This window comes from Mucilaginibacter flavidus (genome assembly GCF_024055575.1).
GTDB lineage: Bacteria > Bacteroidota > Bacteroidia > Sphingobacteriales > Sphingobacteriaceae > Mucilaginibacter > Mucilaginibacter flavidus.
On sequence record NZ_JAMXOE010000002.1, the window covers coordinates 21,876 to 41,793 of the forward strand.

Consider the following 19,918-nt stretch of genomic DNA (forward strand, 5'->3'; position numbering starts at 1 on the left):
TATACAAACTGAACAGGCTGGTTATTAATCCTTTGAACTAAAAAATTAGTAAAGGTTTAATTGAAGATGAAAAAAGTTCATGGTTGATTGTTCATAGTTCATGGCTGGATAGAGCCAAGGATCAAGAGTCAAGAGCCAAGGATCAAGAGTCAAGACAAAAAGTGTTATATGCAGCGGCTATGAACTATGAACCATCATCCATGAACTAAAAAACATTCTTCCACATCATGCTTTCAACCGGTTTGGTTGATGGTGAGTTGTATTTGGCGTTGTCTTTAGTATTGTAAAATGTTTCTATCTCCCCTTCAACTACAAAATATATCAGCTGGCCGATTGGCATACCGGCATAGATCTTAACTGGTTGGGTGCACGAAATTTCTAAGGTCCAGGTATTGCAGAAACCTACATCGCCTTTGCCGGCCGTCGCATGTATATCAATACCTAACCTGCCTGTGCTTGATTTTCCTTCCAGGAACGGAACATGATTATAAGTTTCGGTGTACTCCACAGTTACACCAAGGTATAACGTATTGGGTTGCAGAACGAAACCATCTTTTGGGATTTCGAAGTAAGTAATTTCGTTATGCAGCTTTGCATCCAGCACCCTGTCGCGGTAGGTGGCCAGGTATTTTCCAAGGTGCACATCGTACGAATTTGTTCCGAGGCATTCGCGTTGAAAAGGTTCAATTATAATACGCCCTTCCTCAATTTCTTCTAAAATTCGTTTGTCTGATAATATCATGATGCCCTGTAAAGAAGTGCTAAATTATAACTAATTGACGGGGTGGACAATGCTAGTTTACCAACAAAAGTTTTGGAAAGATGTGGAGAATAGGTTGCTTCCTTTACCTTTTTTCTTGCCACCTGATATTATTTAATTTTCCTATAGCCTGGTGTCTTAGAACTAATGGCTTTGTCCTTCCAAGTACCTTTTATCATTTCTCCGGTAGTAATAGTATACAGCGCGTTATTTCTTATTAAACATTTTGACCTGTAGCGAGTAATTTTACCTCCGTCCTCTGAATGTGAATCGTCATTAATCACCATAAAAAGTGTATCCGCTGATAATTTGTAAGTCCCTTTAAGGTTATAATCCAATTCACAATCGTATTCATTGAGCAGGTGATTGGGTTTAAACTCCAATTTATCTATGCAACCGTTTGCTACTTTATATGTCCAGATAGTGTTTACCAAAGAATCTTGTTTAATAGGTGCCACAATTATTGTAAGCAACAATATTATCGTTTTAATAGTCAGTGATTTTAAAGAGTAAATCATAATTGAAATCAGCGTTGACAGCTTAACCAGCAGTTACCTCTCGAACCACAACTTCCCCGCTCACTTTGTGCTTTAATATCAGCTTATGCTCGCCGGATGGCAGTATCTCCTTTTTAATTAAATAGTAAGTTTCATCGTACGATGTTGTTGCCGGGCCGCTGTCTGCTTCGGTACTGCCGCGCCAGCCTTCAATTTGTACTGGTTCCCACCTACCGCTTTTTGCCGAAATGTATGCGGCATCTATTATCGCATTTACAATATAGCCATCATAAAACGTCTCCATCGGTTCTGTTTTATTTTCGATAGAATTAAACATATCGGTAAACATGTTGGTGTAGCCCAACTCGTGCACCTCATCACCCACTGGGAATAACCAGCCGCTGCTGCTTTCGGCTTTTTCGGCTACATAGCCGCCTTTGCCTGTGCTAAACATTTCGAAGCCGGTACGCAGGAAATTGTTTAGCCAGATGGTGCCTTCGGTGCCCATTACTTCATCGCGCAAGTCCATACCTCCTCTAAAGCACCAGCTTACCTCGAACTGCCCGATAGCACCGTTAGCATATTTCACCAACCCAATAGCGTTATCTTCGGCTTTTATGGGGTGTACCTGCGTTGCCGCCCAGCACATCACCTCAACCGGCCGGACATCTTTACCTATAAAGCCTCTTGCTATCTCGATACAATGGCAACCCAAATCAATAATAGCACCTCCTCCCGATTGTTCGTGGTCCCAAAACCAATCACTGTGCGGGCCCGGATGCGCCTCGCGCGATTTTGCCAGCAATACTTTACCGATGCTACCGTCCTTAACCGACTTAAGCGATTTGAGATATTTAGGTGTGTAGCATAAATCTTCCAGGTAGCCCCCCATTATGCCCGTTGCCTCAACCATGTCAAGCATCCGTTTTGCCTCCGCAGCATTACGCCCAAGCGGCTTGGTACAAAGCACGTGTTTTTTTGCCTTTGCACATGCAGCAACAGCAGCCTCGTGCAGGTTGTTTGGTAGCGATATCACCACGCAATCCACATCGGGGCGGCTGCAAACCTCATCCATATCCTCGCTGTAAAAGGACAGCTTATAATCGTCGGCAAATTTTTTTGCCTTATCGATGTTGCGCGAGTAAACGCTGATTAAACTATCCTTTGCGCGCTGCGCCTGTAGCGAGTCTGCATAAAAACGGGCGATAAAACCCGAACCTAACATGGCGATGTTCATAGTAGTTCGTTATAATGGTTGTAAATGTTATAATGGTTAAAAGCTCTAAAATCAGTGTTTAATCTCACACTATCAAAGCATTTTCAAATTTTCAAATCGGCACATCTTCAAATTATTAATTCTCCCATCCTGTTGGCTTCAACGCCGGGTCATTTTCTTTTTTCAGGAAATCTGCGTTTGATAATGATTCTGGCTCCCATTCCAAAATAGCTTCATCGGGTACAATATCAACCGGTATTTTGTATGATATTGATGTTTCGTTATAAGCCAGGTTCGATTGCAGATTGTAGCACGAAATAACCGACCACCGCGGCCTGTCGCTCAGATTAGCTTCTGATCGGTGTAACAGGTTGCTGTGAAAAACGAGGGCATCTCCGGGTTCTATTTCAACATAAACAATATCCATGGTTTTAAGGGCATTGTTTACCATCACCATATCGGCACCCACCTGTTCACCGGCAAAGCCGTGGTTTACGCGGCCCAGCTTGTGCGAACCTTTTATTACCTGAAGGCATCCGTTTTGTTTGTTGGCTTCGGTTAATGCCACCATTATGCTTATTAATTCATCGGGAAACATAAACTGGTTCTTATACCAGTAGCCGTAATCCTGGTGCCATTCCCAGGCGCCACCCACCTTGGGCTCTTTTTGCATCAATTTACTATGAAAATGACAAACCGGCGAATCGCCACCCAGTAATTGTTTTACCGTGCCCACAACTTTCTCGCTGCGGGTTAGGTATCCAAAAACATCATTGCCCGGGGTAAACCATAATGATAATCGTGTTTTTTTGCCGCTCTGGTCGTTGAGGTCGAGCGCGTTGTTGCGCATGGCGTTGTCATCCAGCGCGGTACTATACAACTTATCAATTTCGGCCGGCGAACAAAAATCTTTCAGGATGATATACCCGTCACGATTATATTGCTCAACCTGGGCAGGTGTAAGTTTTTCGGTTAGCATGATGTAATTTTATTAGGGTTGGCTGTATAATTAACAAAAAGCGATACAATTTAGTGTTATTTGATATAAGTTTGTTGTGCTTTTTGCAATTTTACTTTTATGGCTATAGCATACCGGCAGCAGGTTGATGACGAAACAGAATTTGCGATCTGGAAGATTGAGGAACAAGCTGACGAATTGTACAGTCAACTCCGTTTAGACGAGCAGGAACAGGCCCACTACGAGAGCCTTAAGGTTGGCAAGCGCAACCTGCACTGGCTGGGTACGCGTGTACTACTGCGCAAAATGCTGCAAACTGACGAATATATTGATTGCAAAGTCGACTCACATGGCAAGCCATATTTGGTTAATATGCCCTATCATATATCATTAAGTCATTCTTTTGATTATGCCGCCGTAATGATCGGTAAAAACCCGGTGGGTATCGATATAGAGCAGGTAAAACAAAAGGTAGAGCGTATTGCCCATAAATTTATGCGGGAAGAAGAATTAGCCTTCGTCCAGGGGCCTGATAAAATAAACCAGTTGTACGTTTGCTGGTGTGCTAAGGAAGCCGTGTATAAATGCTTCGGTCAAAAAGAGGTATCATTTGCTGATAATATATTATTGAAACCGTTCCAATTTGAGGGCCATGGCTGGGTGGATGCACGGCTACTTAAAGGCGATACCGATATTAAATACGATGTTGGCTATCTGCAATACCAGGACTACATGGTTGGCTACGTAAAGGGATAATGCAATGAAAAATAAACAGGTAATTTTCCAGGATTGGGGGCTTATTGACTATAAACAAGGCTGGGACCGCCAGGAAGCTTTATTTGCCGAAACCGTAAACGAAAAAATTGCCCTGCGAAACAAAGAAGTGGCACTGGCAGATGGTACCGGGCACACATACAACCACTGTGTAGCCAGCGATACATTGAATTACCTTGTTTTTTGTGAACACCCGCATGTGTACACTCTTGGCAAAAGTGGCAAGCCCGAACACTTATTGCTGGATGAACAAGGCTTAAAGGAAAAGCAGGCGGTTTATTATCCCATCAATCGTGGTGGCGATATCACCTACCACGGGCCGGGGCAAATAGTAGCCTACCCTATCCTCGACCTTGATAATTTTTTTACCGACATACACCTTTACCTGCGTACGCTGGAAGAGGCTGTGATACTTACCCTGGCCGATTACGGCTTAACCGCCGGTCGCTACCCGGGCTATACCGGCGTTTGGTTCGATGCAGACAACGAAAATGCGCGCAAAATATGCGCCCTGGGCGTACGTTGCAGCCGCTGGGTTACTATGCATGGGCTGGCGTTTAATGTGAATACCGACCTTGATTATTTTAAAAACATTGTTCCTTGCGGCATTGATGATAAGGATGTAACCAGTATGCAGCGCGAGTTGGGGCGCGAAGTAGATATTAATGAAGTAAAAAAAATCCTAAAACATCATATTTCCGTATTGTTTAATATGGAGATGATGCAATGAAAGCAATACAACTTATTTTAATAACCATAACCGCTTTGTCGGGCTGCGCAAAAAAGGCGACTGTGCCTGCAACAGCAAAAACCGACACGGTAACCACCACAAAACCTATGGTAGCACCAGTAACTTATCTTGCATTAGGCGATTCATACACCATTGGCCAGTCCGTGCCACAAAATCAATCGTTCCCTTATCAGCTTGTCAACTCATTAAATTCATTTAAGTTTGACGTACAACCACCCGACATTATTGCTGTAACCGGCTGGACTACCGATAATTTGATAGGCGCTATTTCCCACAGCGACTTTAAAGATAAACAATACGACTTCGTTACTTTACTTATCGGGGTTAATGATCAATACCAGTATCAGAGCAAAGACAATTACCGCACAAAGTTTGCACAAGTGCTGCATACAGCAATCAACTTTGCAAAAGGCGATGCCAGCAGGGTTTTTGTTCTATCTATCCCTGATTATGGCGTCACCCCGTTTGCAGCAGGGCGCGAAAACACAATTGGGCCAGATATTGACGCTTTTAATGCGATTAACAAGGAGGAAACGGCAAAAGCGCACGTTTCAAGTTATATTGATATAACAGCTATATCAAGGTTGGCGGCTACAAACCCGTCATTAATCGCTATTGATGGCTTACACCCTTCTGCCCAAATGTATCAAATGTGGGTGCAGGCACTTGAGCCTTCTGTAAAAGCAAGACTGGAGCAGAAATAACATCAGCCTTTATTTCCGATTATTTACTACCCGTTGATTTGGCTTTTGCGGCAATTTCATCAATTGCCCGCGCAAACTTATCCAAATCGTGCAATGAAGTGTATACATGCGGCGTAACGCGCACACAGCTTATGTTTTCAATTTTTATACCTACCACGTGTATTTTATAATTATTGAACAGGGCGGTGTCCAATTCGCCTGGTGTCATCCCATCGATACTTACACCGCAGATTGCACATGAGTACTTTGGATTTAATGACGTGTGCAACTTTACGTTGGGTATTTGCTGAACCTTTGTGGCCCAATAGTTTTTAAGATACCTTATGCGTTCTTCTTTTCGTTTGCTGCCTATACCTTCATGAAAGTTGATGGCCTCGCCTATTCCCTGCTCGATGGGGAAACTTCGGGTGCCCAGCTCTTCAAATTTGCGGATGTCCTTGCTATGTGGTTCGCCGCTGCTCGGTAGCGGCCATATTTTTTCTATCTTTTCCTTTTTAATCCACATCATTCCGCTGCCAATTGGAGCAGAAAGAAATTTGTGCAGGCTGGTGCCAAAATAATCGCAGCCCAGGTCGGGTATTTTAAAATCCATTAACCCAAATGAATGCGCACCATCAACTATAACTTCAACCCCTTTGGCGTGTGCCATGTCGCAAATCTTTTTTACCGGCAATATCTGCCCAACCCAGTTAATTACGTGGGTAACATGCACTAATTTTGTTTTTGAAGTGATGGCGCTTTCATAAGCTTTAACCATTTCCTCATCATTTTCACTTGGTAAATTAAGGTTCACCTGGTTATAAACTATGCCATCGCGCATAACACGTTGCTTGTAAGCCTGCACCATGTGCGGGTAATCAAACTTACTGCCTACAACTTCATCCCCGGCTTTTAAATCCAGGCCTAGTATAATGGTGTTTAAAGATTCCGTTGCATTGCGGTTAACCGCAATTTCTTCGGGGTTCACACCGGCCAGGTTAGCCAGTTTCTCGCGCAAAGGCTCGCGCCCCTGGTCTAGTATGCGCCACATAAAATACGAAGGCCCCTCGTTTGCCAGCAGGTTGTACCGTTCCACGGCTTGCTGCACCACTATAGGCGATGGCGATACACCACCATTATTTAAATTGATAATATTGGAGTTTACACTAAACGACCGCTGGATAACTGCCCAATAATCCTCATCCTGTGCAGCCTGCGCAGGGGTAAGATGGTTGATTTTTTGTGATGCCTTTTGCCATTCGGCGGCATGAGCCTGGTTGAAGAGGCTATTAACAGAAAAAGCACCCGCAAGGGTTGCTGCCTGTTTCAAAAATATGCGGCGGTCGTTTGTCATCATGATAAACGAATTTAGGGTTTTAAATATTGATTAACAAACGAATGCAAAAATCAAACAATCCTTAAATCAGGCGAATCAAGGTTCAGACATTTTAACACTCCGGCAAACTAATCGGAATGTTTATCGCCAGCCCACCGTCCGAAGTTTCTTTATATTTCGAATTCATATCCAGCGCTGTTTGCCACATGGTTTTAACCACGGCATCAAGGCTGACTTTGGCATTATCAGGATTGGTTTGCAGGGCCAGTTGCGATGCGGTGATGGCTTTTATGGCGCCCATGGTATTGCGTTCTATGCAGGGCACCTGTACCAATCCGCCAATTGGGTCGCAGGTTAGGCCGAGGTGATGTTCCATGGCAATTTCGGCAGCCATTAAAACCTGGCGCTGTGTGCCGCCAAGGCATTCGGTAAGGCCGGCGGCGGCCATTGCAGATGACACGCCGATTTCGGCCTGGCAACCGCCCATGGCAGCAGATAAAGTCGCGCCTTTTTTAAATATGCTGCCGATCTCGGATGCGGTAAGTAAAAATTGCACGATGCGTTCTTTACTATAACCATCACAAAAAGCGATAAAATATTGAAGCACAGCCGGCACTACCCCTGCGGCCCCATTAGTGGGCGCAGTAACTACGCGACCAAACGAGGCATTTTCTTCGTTAACTGCCAGCGCAAAGCAGCTCACCCAATCCAATGTATTCTGGAAGCTATTGCCGGTGCTGCGAATGGCGGTTATCCATTCATCATAATTATTATAAGTACGGTCGCCTAATAATCGTTTGTTAAGGCTGGCGGCGCGACGGGCTACATTAAGGCCGCCCGGCAATGTGCCGCGGGTATGGCAACCACGGTAAATGCATTCTTTTAATGCCGTAAAAATATTTTGTATACCTTGCAACGTTTCCTGCTCGCTGCGCCAGGCGAGCTCGTTTTCCATTACCACTTCCGATATCTTAAGACCGGTTTTCATGCACCAATGCAGCAGGTTGCTGGCAGTATCAATGGGGAAAGGCAAATCCACTTCGGCTTTTTGCAAGCCTTCGGCACCTTCTTTTACCACGAAGCCGCCGCCTATCGAATAGTAAGTTTCAGAAACAGCGTTGCCATTACTCAAAAACGCCTGAAAGGTTACTGCGTTTGGGTGAAACGGCAGGCTTTCGTTAAAAAGAAACAGCAAATCGGCATCAACGTCAAAATCAATCTGGTGCTTGTCTGCAAGTATAAGCTTGTGCGAAGTGTGGATATTAGCAGTTTTAGGGCCAACCTGGTCAACCTCAAAAGTTACCGGGTCATCGCCACTCAAACCTAGCAGTATGGCAATATCCGTACCGTGGCCGCGGCCTGTTTTTGCTAACGAGCCGTAAAGTAAAATTTTTACCTGCTCAACCAATGGCAGCACCTGTTTATCTTCCAACGACTGCACAAATTGTTGTGCCGCCCGCCATGGGCCAAGCGTGTGTGAACTTGAGGGGCCTATACCTATTTTAAAAATATCGAAAACTGAAATTTGCTCTCTTTGCACGGGTCAAATTTATGATAATATGCGTGTATTTGTTTTTAAATAAAAAGTTTACAATGAGGGTTTTACAATTAATTTTTATATTTTGCATGTAATTATTAACTCACTTATAAACCTAAAACTATGCAAAATTACGATTTAGATTCAAGTTCAGGCGGCTTTGCCGCTGCAATTATGGCAATGATCTTAGCCGCATTAATTCCAATCCTTATTGTTGCCGTTATTACAATTGTTGGCAAATGGAAAGTTTATGAAAAAGCTGGCAAACCGGGCTGGGCGGCGCTAATCCCTGTTTACACATGGATAGTTATGCTTGAAATTGTAGGTAAACCTGTATGGTGGGTAATTTTGTTTTTTATACCATGCGTAAATATCGTATTTATTATATGGACGCTAAACCTGGTGAGCAAAAGCTTTGGACAAAGCGAAGGTTTTACTATAGGGTTAATTTTATTGAGCTTTATTTTTTGGCCGATACTTGGTTTCGGCAGTTATCAATACCTGGGCCCCTCGGCGGCAGAAGCAGGTGGGTTGAGACCACGTGACCCATTCAATAGTCCTAATGTCAATAATAATTACCAGGACCCTTTTAGTAATAACCCGCCGCCACCGCAAGCTTAGTGCTATTAAAAGTTGATATTATACAAGTGTTTTGCAGCCAGTTAAACTTTATTAACTGGCTGCAAAATCATTTAATACCCTGCCCATTTAAATATTTAACCGGCCTTGATTGCCCCGGCTGCGGCTTTCAACGTTCAATGATTGCACTTATCCACGGCGATTTACATAAAAGTGTTGCTTTGTACCCTGCAGCCATACCGCTTATATCATTATCCGTTTACCTTATTTTCGACAAATACTTCAAGCTCGACAACCCAAAAAACATCGTAAAAAAAACGCTTTTTATGGTTGTCGGCGGTATTATCCTGACCAGCTACTGCATAAAGATGTGGGGGTTATTCAGCCACTACAAAGCATCTGCCTGAGCCGAAATATGGCTATAGTCTTTTATAATAGTTTGTAAAAACACGAGGCTGTTCATCCTTTCAGGCGGTGTTATGACAAGATGGGCCTTAACCTTTTCGGCCATGGCGAAAACAATACTATTGTTGCCGGTTTTAAAATAATTGGCAATTACATCGTGTATTAAAGCAATATCTCCATCGTTTAATTCACCCGCCTGGCTAAATACAGGTTGGTAGGTGCTTTCGGTATTATTAAAAACAATGTTGTTCATTTTGGTGCGGGGCTCGGTGCGTACCATAACTGTGCCGGCAACAATATCACCAATACGCTGGCCATTTTCACTCATCGCAGCGGTAATCAAGGCCCCTAAACCGCCGGTAATACCAAAGTCAACCATCCTGAATAACCAGCGTAATAAATACTGGCTAAACTTAGGGCGCGCCCCGTCGAGACTTATCACCCGTATTTTCATAACCAATTTACCTACGCTCTGCCCGTTAAAAAAAGCTTCGCACAACAAATCGTAAAACACAAATAAAACTACCATAACTATGGCGTATACAGCCGATGCATATTCTGTAACAGCGGGAACAATAAACATAGCAGCAATAACAAATGGAATAAACACGGCATAATCCAGTAACCGGGCCAATATTCGCTCGCCCAGGCCGCCAATTTCGTAGTCTATATCAATATTCTGGGCGGTGTGTACTGTAATTATTTCCATCGTGTAACAAATATAAAATTGTTATTTATAAATTGTTTGCGGATTAAAAATTTGTATTACATTAAACAAAAAATATAATTTAGAAAATGCGCGAAGCCTTGTTTATAAAACAAAACACGCAAAGGTGGAAAGATTATGAAAATTCAAAGGCGACAAGCCCGGATGAGCTTGCGGAATCGTTTATAAGCATTACCGACGACTTGGCTTACGCCAAAACATTTTACCCAAAATCAAACACAACAAAATATTTGAATGGGCTGGCCGCTGCCTTTCACCAATCTATCTACAAAAACAAAAAAGAGAAAACCAACCGTTTTATTACTTTCTGGAGATACGAACTGCCGCTGATATTTTATAAACACCGCAGGCCGCTGCTTTACTCACTCCTGTTTTTCCTTGTTTTCTGCCTGATGGGTGCGCTATCAGCAAAATACGATAACACCTTTGTGCGCCTGATAATGGGCGATGATTATGTGAATATGACAAACGAAAACATTGCCAAAGGCGACCCATTCGGCGTTTATAAGCAGGAAGGCTCCTTTTTAATGTTTTTATTTATAGCGGCAAACAATATTAAGGTCGAGTTGATGATTTTCGTGATGGGTATATTTCTGTCAGTGGGCAGCATATACCAATTGTTGATGAACGGCGTAATGCTAGGCTCGTTTCAATATTATTTTTTCAGCAAGGGCCTGGGCCTAAAGTCGATAATGGTAATATGGCTGCACGGCACGCTCGAAATATCTGCAATTATCATAGCAGGCGGCGCGGGACTTATTGTAGGGAACAGCCTTTTGTTTCCGCGAACGTATACTCGCGTTGCATCACTTAAAAACGGCGCTAAAGATGGTCTTAAAATAGCTATAGGCATTGTTCCCATTTTTATTGTCGCAGCTTTTTTCGAGGGCTTTGTAACACGCCACACAGAAATGGCTATTTGGCAAAGTGTAACCATTTTAACATGCTCGCTGGTATTTATAATTTGGTATGTTATATTGTACCCGGCAAACCTTAACCGAAAATTAAATCGCAATAACCTGACTATAAATGAAACAACCTATTGAACTAAGGCGCGTACGAGACTTTGGCCAGGTTATTAACGACAGTTTTACTTTTTTAAAAGAAAATTTTAAGCCATTATTTAAATCGCTATTTATTATCTGCGGCTTTTTTTTGGTGCTTGGTACCATTACTACTGCCTTTGCCTACCTTAAAATGTCGTCGATGTTTACCGGTCGCTTCCAAAACATACAGGGCGGGCAATACGACTATATCATCAGTTTCGTTATCAGTATGTTCTCGTTGATTGCAGCGCAGGCCTGCATACACCTGGTTACGCTTTGTTATATTTCGGTCTACCTTCAAAAAGGCAACGTAAAGCCGACGTTTGCAGAGGTATGGGGTTATTTTAAATACTACTTTTTCAGGGTATTTGGCAGCAGTATTTTAATTGCAATTATGTCTGTCATAGGGTTCATCCTTTGTATTATCCCGGGCATTTATGTGTTTCCTATTTTCTACCTCATCATACCGATAATGGTTATTGAAAATTCTTCGTTTAGCTACGCCTTTAACAAAGCTTTCCGGATCATAAGAGAAAACTGGTGGTCAACCTTCGGGGTTATATTTGTAATGGGCATGATAGTGGGTATTGCCAATTCATTCGCTCAATACCCTATAACCATTATCAGCATGAGCAGCACGCTTGTGTCGCTTAAAAATATTACAACGCCCCTGATCATTTTCTTTAGTGCGCTCCGTAATATTTTAATGCTTGGCTATGCCCTGCCGGGTATTGCCATCTGCCTCTGTTATTTTAGCTTAGCCGAGCAAAAAGACGGGCTGGGCTTGCTTGAGCGTATTGAAAAATTCGGCACCGGCGCAGCTGACAACTCAAATTTACCAACTGAAGAATATTAGGCAATGCAAAGGTTATCGCTGGCTTTTTTGGTACTGTTTATGGTTATGTTTTGCGGCACTGGTTTCGCGGCAGCAAAAAAGAAACCCTTAAAAGTAATTACTGATACTTCAAAAATCAGCGCCCGACACTTTGACCAAAAAGCACTTGATAAATACAAAGCAGACAAAGATTTTGATTATAGCGGACAAAGTATAGGAAAGCCCTCGCTTTGGCAAAGGTTTTGGGACTGGGTATGGTATCAAATTGGCCGCCTGTTTAACAGCATTCCGTTTAGCGGCACGGCGCTGAAATACTTTTTCGCTGTTTTAGCCGTCGCGTTTTTAGCTTTCGTCATATTCAAATCGCTTGGGATTGATCCGATTACCTTTTGGCGTGGCGAAGCAGCTAAAGTTGCGGTTCCGTACAGCGAATCGCTGGAGGATATTCATGGAATTGATTTCGACGCCGAAATTGAACGTGCGGTAGCGCAGCACAATTTCAGGCTTGCGGTGCGGCTGTTGTATTTAAAATGCCTGAAACAACTTAGTGATAAAGATTTGATACAATGGCAACCCGATAAAACAAACACAGCCTATATTTCGGAGCTGACCGCCCCGGAGCAAAAACGGGTATTCGGTTTGCTTACGCGCCAGTTTGAATTCGTGTGGTACGGAAACTTCGCTATTAATAAACAGGCATATACCAATATAGATATGCTTTTCACGGACTTTAAAAAGCAACTGCCATGAAAAGTCTGAGAATATATCTTATTGCCGGAGCTGTTATACTGGCCATTTACCTCACCGCGCAGTTTAACCGCCCCAAAGCGGTTGACTGGACCGAGACATTGAGCAGTAAAAGTAAAATACCGTTTGGCACCTACATCCTGTCGAAACAGCTTACCGACGTTTTCCCTGGCGCTAAAGTGACTACCTACCGTCAACCGGTTTACAACGTTATTGCCGAAGACTCCATTGCAAATACATCATACATAATAATTTGCCCGGGTGTACAGCTCTCTAAAACTGATTATAACCAGTTAAAAAAATATGTAGAAAAAGGCAATGATGTTTTTATTGCCGCAGATTATTTCGGCGGCCCGCTTACTAAAAACCTGCATATTGAAACAAAGCAAATTTTTAAATCGTTCGATTCATTTGCCGAGGTTAACTTTTTAAGCCCGCATCTTAAAACGCGAAAAGGGGTACGGATTGCCAAAGACATTGCAACTACCTTTTTCTCACAAATTGACACCGCACAGGCAACAGTTATAAGCCAAAACAGCGACGGCAAAGCCAACTTTGTCAAGTACACCTTTGGCAAAGGAAACTTGTACCTGTGCAGCACCCCGAAATTTTTCGGCAACTATAGTATGCTTAACAAGGATGCTTCAGAATATGCTGCCAAAATGTTATCCTTTGTAAAAAACACCAAAAACATAGCGCTGGACGAATATTACACCCAGGGCGATTTAGGTGATGAATCGCCGATGCGATTATTTTTGGGCAATCCCTCGTTACAATGGGCCTACTACATCGCCTTGTTTAGCCTGCTTCTATTTGTGTTATATGATATTAAGCGCAGGCAGCGCATTATACCTGTAATTGAGCCTCTAAAAAACTCATCGCTTGAGTTTGTGAACGTTGTGGGGCGGGTATATTACGAAAAGCGGAATAATGCCAACATCGCCCAAAAAAAGGTGCTTTATTTTTTAACCTGGCTGCGCGATGAGCACCAGGTAAAAACCAATAAACTTGATGAAGAATTTACTGAAAAAATTATAGGCAAGCTGGGAATTTCCCGCAATGCTGCAAACGATTTGGTAAATTATATCAGCTATATAAGCGTACAGGAGCAGGTAACCGACACCGAACTGATTGAACTAAATAAACTGATTGAACAAATTTATAACCAAGCCAGGTAAATATATGGAAGACGAAATATTTGCGCAGCGAACAGACCTTAGCGGGCTAAGCCGTGCTGTTGAACAGATAAAAGCCACTTTATCCACCATAATTGTGGGGCAGCATGACAGTATTGACCTGCTTATTGCGGGAATACTGGCCGACGGACATGTATTGATTGAAGGAGTGCCGGGCGTTGCCAAGACCTTAACTGCAAAGTTGATTGCAAAGTCGATAGACGCCAAATACTCCAGGATACAGTTTACGCCCGATTTGATGCCATCGGATATTTTAGGCACGTCGGTTTTTAACCCGAAGACTACTGAATTTGAGTTTAAACACGGGCCCATATTCGGCAACATTATATTGATTGATGAGATTAACCGTGCACCTGCCAAAACACAATCGGCTTTATTTGAGGTGATGGAGGAGCGGCAGCTTACAATGGATGGCACCGCCTACAAAATGGATGAACCGTTTATTGTACTGGCCACCCAAAATCCTGTTGAACACGAAGGCACGTACCGCTTGCCCGAAGCCCAACTGGACCGCTTTTTATTTAAGATAGAGGTAAAATACCCCACCCTTGATGAGGAGATAGCCGTAATAACGCAACAGCACAATCAAAAAACCGCCGATCAGTTAGGTCACGTAAAACCGGTGCTTTCGGCGCACGAAATAGTTACACTCAGGCAGGTAGTAAAGAATCTGCATGTGGAAGACAAACTGGTGGTATACGTCGCGCAGATAGTTCACGAAAGCCGCAGCAATAAATCGCTGTACCTTGGTGGGTCGCCGCGCGCATCGCTTGCTATTGTAAACGCCGCGAAAGCCATAGCTGCTATTAAAGGCCGCGACTTTGTTACGCCTGACGATATTGCCTACGTGGCCGCTCCAGTGTTAAGGCACCGCATAATGCTTACGCCTGACAAGGAAATGGAGGGCGTAACACCGGATGACGTTATAGCACAGATCATACACAAAATAGAGGTACCAAGGTAGAATGGTGAGTGGTGAGTAGTTTTAAGAAAGATACTAAGTGAAAAAAGTTTTCAGGCTGTTTTATACGGATTTATTTTTCACCGGGCGCATTTTCATAGCGCTTGGTTGCAACGCAGCGCTGTTTATGCTTGCTTTCTTTTTTCCGTGGATGGAAACGATTCCCCTACTGCTATTTTTAACGCTCACTTTACTTTTTATTACAGACCTTGCTATGCTTTACGGCACGCAAAAAGGTGTGTTTGCCAAACGCCATGCTCCCGAGCGGTTAAGCAACAGCGATGAGAATGAGTTGGGTATTTATATTGAAAACTGGTACCCGTTTAACGTTAGCATCGGAATAATTGACGAGATACCTTTCCAGTTTCAAAAGCGCGACATTTGGTTTAAAACAGCTTTGAAGCCGAGGCAGCGCAAGTTGATCAGTTACAGCCTGCGCCCAACCCGTCGCGGCGAATATGAGTTTGGCTATATAAGGGTATTTGTAACCTCGGCCTTGGGGTTAGTGAGGCGGCGCTATAATTTTAGCCAGGGAGAGACGCTTGCTGTTTATCCTTCGTTTTTACAGATGCGCAAATATGAGTTGATGGCGATATCAAATAACCTGTCCGAAATCGGTATAAAAAAGATACGGCGACTCGGCCACAGCCTTGAGTTTGAACAGGTAAAAGAATATGTGCCAGGCGATGATTACCGCACTATAAACTGGAAAGCCACTGCGCGTAAGGGAAGTTTGATGACCAACTCGTACATCGACGAAAAATCGCAGCAGGTTTACTGCGTAATTGATAAATCTAGGGCGATGAAGATGCCATTTGAAGGGATGAGCCTTTTGGATTATGCTATTAATGCCAGTTTGGTACTTTCGAATGTGGCGCTGTTAAAAGAAGACAAAGCCGGCCTGATCACCGTTGCCGAAAAAATTGGCGCCGTAGTACCCGCAGACAGGCGCCCGACACAGATAAATAAAATATTAGAGGTGCTGTACAAAGAGAAAACACGCTACCTCGAAACTAATATGGAGCTGTTATATGCCACCATTCGTAACGTGGTGAAACAACGCAGCCTGGTGGTGTTCTTTACCAATTACGAAAGTATGTATGCCCTGCAACGGCAATTGCCGTTTTTAAAACGGATTGCGCGGTTCCATCTTTTACTGGTGGTATTTTTTGAGAACACCGAACTCAAAAAAGTCAGCGAAACCACTGCGGACGACGTTGAAGGCATCTACATAAAAACCATCGCCGAGAAATTTGCTTATGATAAAAAGCTGATTGTAAAAGAATTGGCGAAATATAATATTCAATCGATATTAACGACCCCGCAAAATTTGACGATTAATACCATCAACCGGTATTTGGAATTGAAAGCGCGGCAGAAAATTTGAGGGACCATTCAAAATTTTGTCATTGCGAGCGAGGAACGAGCGCGGCAATCGCGAACCATGCAAGGCGGACTTGCACAGTTCGCGGTTGCTTCGTGCCTCGCAATGACAAAATTTTATATCTTAACTTAACCCGGCTTCGGGAAATTAATGCCTGCAGCGCCCAGGTTCTTAATGATCGTCTCCATCAGGGCTATCTTAACATCCAAAAAGTTGGCCGGCTCTACCCACACGTTTACGGTTATACGTATACAGTCGGTATCCAGCCCTACGAGGCCAACTCTAATTGCCGGTGTGGTTAACACATTTTTGGTCGATTTTACGGCATCCAGCATTATTTGTTTGGCCTTGTCAATGTCAGCAGCGTAACCCAATCTAACGTCAAAGTCCAGGCGTCGTTTGCCTTCGCGGGTTACGTTTACAATTACCTCGTTAAATAGTTTTCCATTGGGAATAATAACTGTTTTATTATCTGCTGTAAGCAATACAGTATAAAATATTTGGATAGATATTACTTTACCTTCCTGTCCCTGCGCTACAATGCTGTCATCAAGTTCAAATGGCTTTAATAATAGGATAAGCACCCCTCCCGCAAAGTTTTGAAATGTGCCCGACAGCGCCAAACCGGCCGCTACTGAAAACGCCCCGATAATGGTTGTGAAAATGGTCATTTCAAAACCTATGTAATTCATCACCCAGATGATCAGCAATACATATAAACTGGTAATGGTTAAACTTAAAATAAATGGCTGGAGGGATGAATGTACTGCTCTTTGACTGAGGCGAAGACGAATGCGGGCTCTTAGGAACCTGATGACCCAAAGGCCAATGGCAAAAACTATAATCCCGAAAACATATTTTGGGCCTTGTGTAACGATCCAGGTGTGGAACTCTTTGTAAAACTCTTTAACTTCCATAATATGGAAGCAAATTTATAAATTTATTACTTACCGTAGATGGTTATGAAAAGCTCGGGGCCTTTTATTAGTACCCAGTCGACCAATTGGCTCTGGATAAATTTGGCTGCTTCTGTTATATTTTTCATAGTATTGTTGTGTATTCAAATGCTGTGCCTAAACTGTGGCTCTCTATTTAACACCCAAAAATACTGCTAATTGTAACCTAATTTTTACTTAATCAATCATTTGATTAACAAATGACCGTTCGTTTACCTTGCTATGACGAAACGGGGTGTTTCAAAAACAAAACCCTTGTCCACTAAAGCAGACAAGGGTTTTTTATTAGTCTTGAGTCATTAGTCTAAAGTCAAAAGTCAAAATTAATGACCTTCAGACTTCAGACTTCAGACTTTTGGCTCAGGGCTTCACGATTACATCATGCCGCCCATGCCGCCGCCGCCCATTGGGGGACCACCAGCAGGAGCATCATCCGGATCGTCAGCCAATACACACTCTGTTGTTAACAACATCGATGCAATTGAAGCTGCGTTCTCTAATGCTACACGTCCTACTTTAGTTGGATCGATAACACCGGCTCCAATTAAGTTTTCGTATTTGTCGGTACGTGCATTGTAACCGAAATCATCTTTACCTTCTTTTACTTTCTGTACAACGATAGAACCTTCGATACCTGCGTTTTCGCAGATCTGGCGTAATGGCTCTTCAATTGCACGACGGATGATCTGGATGCCTGTGTTTTCGTCTTCGTTAGCGCCTTTAAGGTCAGCCAACGATGCTACTGCACGGATGAATGCTACACCACCACCTGCAACAATACCTTCTTCAACAGCCGCACGGGTTGCATGTAAAGCATCGTCAACACGGTCTTTCTTTTCCTTCATTTCAACTTCAGAAGCTGCACCGATATATAATACAGCAACACCGCCTGATAATTTGGCTAAACGCTCCTGTAATTTTTCTTTATCGTAATCAGAAGTAGTGGTTTCAATCTGAGCTTTGATCTGGCTTACACGAGATTTGATCTCTTCAGCCTGGCCAGCGCCATTGATAACAGTAGTATTGTCTTTATCAACAACAATCTTCTCAGCTGTACCTAAATAGGTAAGATCAGCATTCTCTAATTTGTAGCCTCTTTCTTCAGAAATAACGGTACCACCGGTAAGAATAGCGATATCTTCCAGCATTGCTTTACGGCGATCGCCAAAACCTGGCGCTTTAACAGCGGCTACTTTCAGTGAGCCGCGGATTTTGTTAACTACCAAAGTAGCTAATGCTTCACCGTCAAGATCTTCTGCTATAATTAATAAAGGCCTGCCAGTTTGAACTTGTTTTTCAAGTACCGGCAACAATTCCTTCATCGAAGAAATCTTTTTGTCGTAGATAAGGATGTAAGGGTTTTCTAACTCTACTTCCATTTTATCAGCGTTGGTTACAAAGTATGGAGAAAGGTAACCACGGTCAAACTGCATACCTTCTACAGTTTTAACTTCAGTTTCAGTTCCTTTAGCTTCTTCAACAGTAATTACACCGTCTTTACCAACTTTTTCCATTGCTTCAGCTATTAACGCACCGATCACCTCGTCGTTATTAGCAGAAATTGAAGCAACTTGTTTAATTTTGTTGTTGTCCTCGCCGATAGTTTTCGACTGAGCTCTTAAGTTTTCAACAACAGCTGCAACAGCTTTGTCAATACCGCGTTTCAAATCCATTGGATTTGCACCGGCAGCAACGTTTTTAATACCTGCAGTAACAATAGCCTGGGCTAAAACAGTAGCAGTAGTAGTACCATCACCTGCTATATCAGCAGTTTTTGATGCAACTTCTTTTACCATTTGGGCACCCATGTTTTCAATCGGGTCTTTCAACTCAATTTCTTTTGCTACAGTAACACCATCTTTGGTGATTGCAGGTGAACCGAATTTTTTATCGATAATTACGTGACGGCCTTTAGGACCTAAAGTTACTTTAACTGCATTAGCTAAAATGTCAACACCCCTTTTCAGGGCGTCGCGTGCTTCCACATTATATTTGACTTGTTTTGCCATTTTATTTTTGTTTGAATGTTTGAACGTTGTAAAGTTGAAATGTTATGAAAATCAATGTCGGAAGGCAACTTTACAACCTTTCAACATTGCAACTTTACAATAATTATAATACCGCGTAAATATCAGATTCGCGCATAATTAAATACTCTTTTCCTTCGTACGGGATTTCGGTACCGGCATATTTACCATATAAAACCTGGTCACCAACTTTAACGGTTAAAGGCTCGTCTTTTTTGCCTTCGCCAACAGCAACTACAGTTCCACGCTGCGGTTTTTCTTTTGCAGTATCAGGGATGATAATTCCCGATGCAGTTTTCTCTTCGGCCGGAGCAGCTTCCACTACTACCCTGTCTCCGATAGGTTTAATGTTTAATGACATAGTTATACAATTATAAATTTATAGTAATTTAAGTTCTGCCTGTGTTCAACATCAATTATGCCAAGCAGGCGCAAAGTTCAAAATTGGCATACTTAGTGTTCAAATTGTCACCTTATACAGGTAAGCAGTTTTCATTTTTAATGATAGCTTAACATCGCAATGCCATCATGTCAGTAGGTTTT

The 19,918-nt window shown here is 42.8% G+C and carries 20 protein-coding genes; 11 read left to right on the plus strand and 9 right to left on the minus strand.

The annotated features are described in order from the left end of the window. Positions 1-205: 205 nt before the first annotated feature. The 3 genes from dcd to NAF19_RS04430 form a co-directional block, all read right to left on the minus strand. Positions 206-742 (minus strand): dCTP deaminase, encoded by a 537-nt coding sequence (dcd, locus tag NAF19_RS04420; protein ID WP_252788601.1) that lies wholly within the window; start codon positions 740-742, stop codon positions 206-208. A gap of 558 nt (positions 743-1,300) precedes the next feature. After that, a complete protein-coding gene (locus tag NAF19_RS04425; protein WP_252788602.1) occupies positions 1,301-2,494 on the minus strand; it encodes a Gfo/Idh/MocA family protein in 1,194 nt (397 codons plus the stop codon). Positions 2,495-2,609: 115 nt separating this feature from the next. Beyond that, positions 2,610-3,452 carry a phytanoyl-CoA dioxygenase family protein gene (locus NAF19_RS04430; protein WP_252788603.1) on the minus strand — a complete coding sequence of 281 codons (843 nt, stop codon included), beginning with the start codon at positions 3,450-3,452 and terminating at the stop codon, positions 2,610-2,612. Between the two features lie 99 nt (positions 3,453-3,551). Between NAF19_RS04430 and NAF19_RS04435 the strand changes: the two genes are divergently transcribed. The 3 genes from NAF19_RS04435 to NAF19_RS04445 are packed head-to-tail and all read left to right on the plus strand — an operon-like array spanning position 3,552 to position 5,660. After that, positions 3,552-4,187 carry a 4'-phosphopantetheinyl transferase family protein gene (locus NAF19_RS04435; RefSeq protein ID WP_252788604.1) on the plus strand — a complete coding sequence of 212 codons (636 nt, stop codon included), beginning with the start codon at positions 3,552-3,554 and terminating at the stop codon, positions 4,185-4,187. Positions 4,188-4,191: 4 nt separating this feature from the next. After that, positions 4,192-4,935, plus strand: a complete 744-nt coding sequence (gene lipB, locus NAF19_RS04440) for a lipoyl(octanoyl) transferase LipB (RefSeq protein ID WP_252788605.1) — start codon at positions 4,192-4,194, stop codon at positions 4,933-4,935. Next, positions 4,932-5,660 (plus strand): SGNH/GDSL hydrolase family protein, encoded by a 729-nt coding sequence (locus NAF19_RS04445; RefSeq protein ID WP_252788606.1) that lies wholly within the window; start codon positions 4,932-4,934, stop codon positions 5,658-5,660. The genes lipB and NAF19_RS04445 overlap by 4 nt, the downstream gene beginning before the upstream one ends. 19 nt (positions 5,661-5,679) lie before the next feature. Here the strand turns inward: NAF19_RS04445 and NAF19_RS04450 are convergent, their stop codons facing one another. Together NAF19_RS04450 and NAF19_RS04455 are read right to left on the minus strand one after the other, a co-directional pair. Next, complete coding sequence (locus NAF19_RS04450; RefSeq protein WP_252788607.1) at positions 5,680-6,996, minus strand: aminotransferase class V-fold PLP-dependent enzyme; 1,317 nt, start codon at positions 6,994-6,996, stop codon at positions 5,680-5,682. 91 nt (positions 6,997-7,087) lie between these two features. After that, a complete protein-coding gene (locus tag NAF19_RS04455) occupies positions 7,088-8,515 on the minus strand; it encodes an L-serine ammonia-lyase (RefSeq protein WP_252788608.1) in 1,428 nt (475 codons plus the stop codon). Between the two features lie 120 nt (positions 8,516-8,635). On the opposite strand from NAF19_RS04455, the gene NAF19_RS04460 reads away from it, so the two are divergent. Continuing rightward, complete coding sequence (locus NAF19_RS04460; protein WP_252788609.1) at positions 8,636-9,133, plus strand: DUF5684 domain-containing protein; 498 nt, start codon at positions 8,636-8,638, stop codon at positions 9,131-9,133. Further along, positions 9,133-9,498 carry a DUF2752 domain-containing protein gene (locus NAF19_RS04465; protein WP_252788610.1) on the plus strand — a complete coding sequence of 122 codons (366 nt, stop codon included), beginning with the start codon at positions 9,133-9,135 and terminating at the stop codon, positions 9,496-9,498. The genes NAF19_RS04460 and NAF19_RS04465 overlap by 1 nt, the downstream gene beginning before the upstream one ends. Here NAF19_RS04465 and NAF19_RS04470 read toward each other — a convergent pair. After that, complete coding sequence (locus NAF19_RS04470) at positions 9,480-10,205, minus strand: RDD family protein (protein WP_252788611.1); 726 nt, start codon at positions 10,203-10,205, stop codon at positions 9,480-9,482. The genes NAF19_RS04465 and NAF19_RS04470 overlap by 19 nt on opposite strands. Before the next feature lie 86 nt (positions 10,206-10,291). Here NAF19_RS04470 and NAF19_RS04475 point away from each other — a divergent pair, with 86 nt between their 5' ends. Genes NAF19_RS04475 through NAF19_RS04500 form a run of 6 tightly spaced genes read left to right on the plus strand, consistent with a single transcriptional unit; the run spans position 10,292 to position 16,395 of the window. Further along, positions 10,292-11,269: a stage II sporulation protein M gene (locus NAF19_RS04475; RefSeq protein ID WP_252788612.1), complete on the plus strand. Its 978-nt coding sequence runs from the start codon at positions 10,292-10,294 to the stop codon at positions 11,267-11,269. Next, positions 11,253-12,125: a hypothetical protein gene (locus tag NAF19_RS04480; RefSeq protein ID WP_252788613.1), complete on the plus strand. Its 873-nt coding sequence runs from the start codon at positions 11,253-11,255 to the stop codon at positions 12,123-12,125. The genes NAF19_RS04475 and NAF19_RS04480 overlap by 17 nt, the downstream gene beginning before the upstream one ends. Positions 12,126-12,128: 3 nt before the next feature. After that, positions 12,129-12,854, plus strand: coding sequence for a DUF4129 domain-containing protein (locus NAF19_RS04485; RefSeq protein ID WP_252788614.1), 726 nt, complete (start codon positions 12,129-12,131; stop codon positions 12,852-12,854). Then, positions 12,851-14,029: a DUF4350 domain-containing protein gene (locus NAF19_RS04490; protein WP_252788615.1), complete on the plus strand. Its 1,179-nt coding sequence runs from the start codon at positions 12,851-12,853 to the stop codon at positions 14,027-14,029. The genes NAF19_RS04485 and NAF19_RS04490 overlap by 4 nt, the downstream gene beginning before the upstream one ends. Before the next feature lie 4 nt (positions 14,030-14,033). After that, entirely contained in the window at positions 14,034-15,011 is a 978-nt protein-coding gene (locus NAF19_RS04495; RefSeq protein ID WP_252788616.1) for an AAA family ATPase, read from the plus strand. 37 nt (positions 15,012-15,048) lie between these two features. After that, complete coding sequence (locus tag NAF19_RS04500) at positions 15,049-16,395, plus strand: DUF58 domain-containing protein (protein ID WP_252788617.1); 1,347 nt, start codon at positions 15,049-15,051, stop codon at positions 16,393-16,395. 125 nt (positions 16,396-16,520) lie between these two features. On the opposite strand, the gene NAF19_RS04505 is transcribed toward NAF19_RS04500, so the two are convergent. The 3 genes from NAF19_RS04505 to NAF19_RS04515 all read right to left on the minus strand — a co-directional run bounded on the left by NAF19_RS04505 (position 16,521) and on the right by NAF19_RS04515 (position 19,736). Then, positions 16,521-17,309: a mechanosensitive ion channel family protein gene (locus NAF19_RS04505; RefSeq protein WP_252788618.1), complete on the minus strand. Its 789-nt coding sequence runs from the start codon at positions 17,307-17,309 to the stop codon at positions 16,521-16,523. 413 nt (positions 17,310-17,722) lie between these two features. Beyond that, positions 17,723-19,357, minus strand: coding sequence for a chaperonin GroEL (groL, locus tag NAF19_RS04510; protein WP_252788619.1), 1,635 nt, complete (start codon positions 19,355-19,357; stop codon positions 17,723-17,725). Between the two features lie 103 nt (positions 19,358-19,460). Continuing rightward, positions 19,461-19,736: a co-chaperone GroES gene (locus tag NAF19_RS04515; RefSeq protein ID WP_252788620.1), complete on the minus strand. Its 276-nt coding sequence runs from the start codon at positions 19,734-19,736 to the stop codon at positions 19,461-19,463. Positions 19,737-19,918 lie beyond the last annotated feature (182 nt).

Excerpts from the sequence above, each read along its gene's own strand:
- NAF19_RS04430 (WP_252788603.1), bottom strand. The coding sequence starts at position 3,452 with ATGCTAACCGAAAAACTTACACCTGCCCAGGTTGAGCAATATAATCGT.
- NAF19_RS04475 (WP_252788612.1), top strand. The coding sequence starts at position 10,292 with ATGCGCGAAGCCTTGTTTATAAAACAAAACACGCAAAGGTGGAAAGAT.
- NAF19_RS04505 (WP_252788618.1), bottom strand. The coding sequence starts at position 17,309 with ATGGAAGTTAAAGAGTTTTACAAAGAGTTCCACACCTGGATCGTTACA.
- NAF19_RS04490 (WP_252788615.1), top strand. The coding sequence starts at position 12,851 with ATGAAAAGTCTGAGAATATATCTTATTGCCGGAGCTGTTATACTGGCC.
- NAF19_RS04450 (WP_252788607.1), bottom strand. The coding sequence starts at position 6,996 with ATGATGACAAACGACCGCCGCATATTTTTGAAACAGGCAGCAACCCTT.
- NAF19_RS04485 (WP_252788614.1), top strand. The coding sequence starts at position 12,129 with ATGCAAAGGTTATCGCTGGCTTTTTTGGTACTGTTTATGGTTATGTTT.
- groL (WP_252788619.1), bottom strand. The coding sequence starts at position 19,357 with ATGGCAAAACAAGTCAAATATAATGTGGAAGCACGCGACGCCCTGAAA.
- NAF19_RS04425 (WP_252788602.1), bottom strand. The coding sequence starts at position 2,494 with ATGAACATCGCCATGTTAGGTTCGGGTTTTATCGCCCGTTTTTATGCA.
- NAF19_RS04460 (WP_252788609.1), top strand. The coding sequence starts at position 8,636 with ATGCAAAATTACGATTTAGATTCAAGTTCAGGCGGCTTTGCCGCTGCA.
- NAF19_RS04445 (WP_252788606.1), top strand. The coding sequence starts at position 4,932 with ATGAAAGCAATACAACTTATTTTAATAACCATAACCGCTTTGTCGGGC.
- NAF19_RS04435 (WP_252788604.1), top strand. The coding sequence starts at position 3,552 with ATGGCTATAGCATACCGGCAGCAGGTTGATGACGAAACAGAATTTGCG.
- NAF19_RS04470 (WP_252788611.1), bottom strand. The coding sequence starts at position 10,205 with ATGGAAATAATTACAGTACACACCGCCCAGAATATTGATATAGACTAC.
- dcd (WP_252788601.1), bottom strand. The coding sequence starts at position 742 with ATGATATTATCAGACAAACGAATTTTAGAAGAAATTGAGGAAGGGCGT.
- NAF19_RS04515 (WP_252788620.1), bottom strand. The coding sequence starts at position 19,736 with ATGTCATTAAACATTAAACCTATCGGAGACAGGGTAGTAGTGGAAGCT.
- lipB (WP_252788605.1), top strand. The coding sequence starts at position 4,192 with ATGAAAAATAAACAGGTAATTTTCCAGGATTGGGGGCTTATTGACTAT.
- NAF19_RS04480 (WP_252788613.1), top strand. The coding sequence starts at position 11,253 with ATGAAACAACCTATTGAACTAAGGCGCGTACGAGACTTTGGCCAGGTT.
- NAF19_RS04495 (WP_252788616.1), top strand. The coding sequence starts at position 14,034 with ATGGAAGACGAAATATTTGCGCAGCGAACAGACCTTAGCGGGCTAAGC.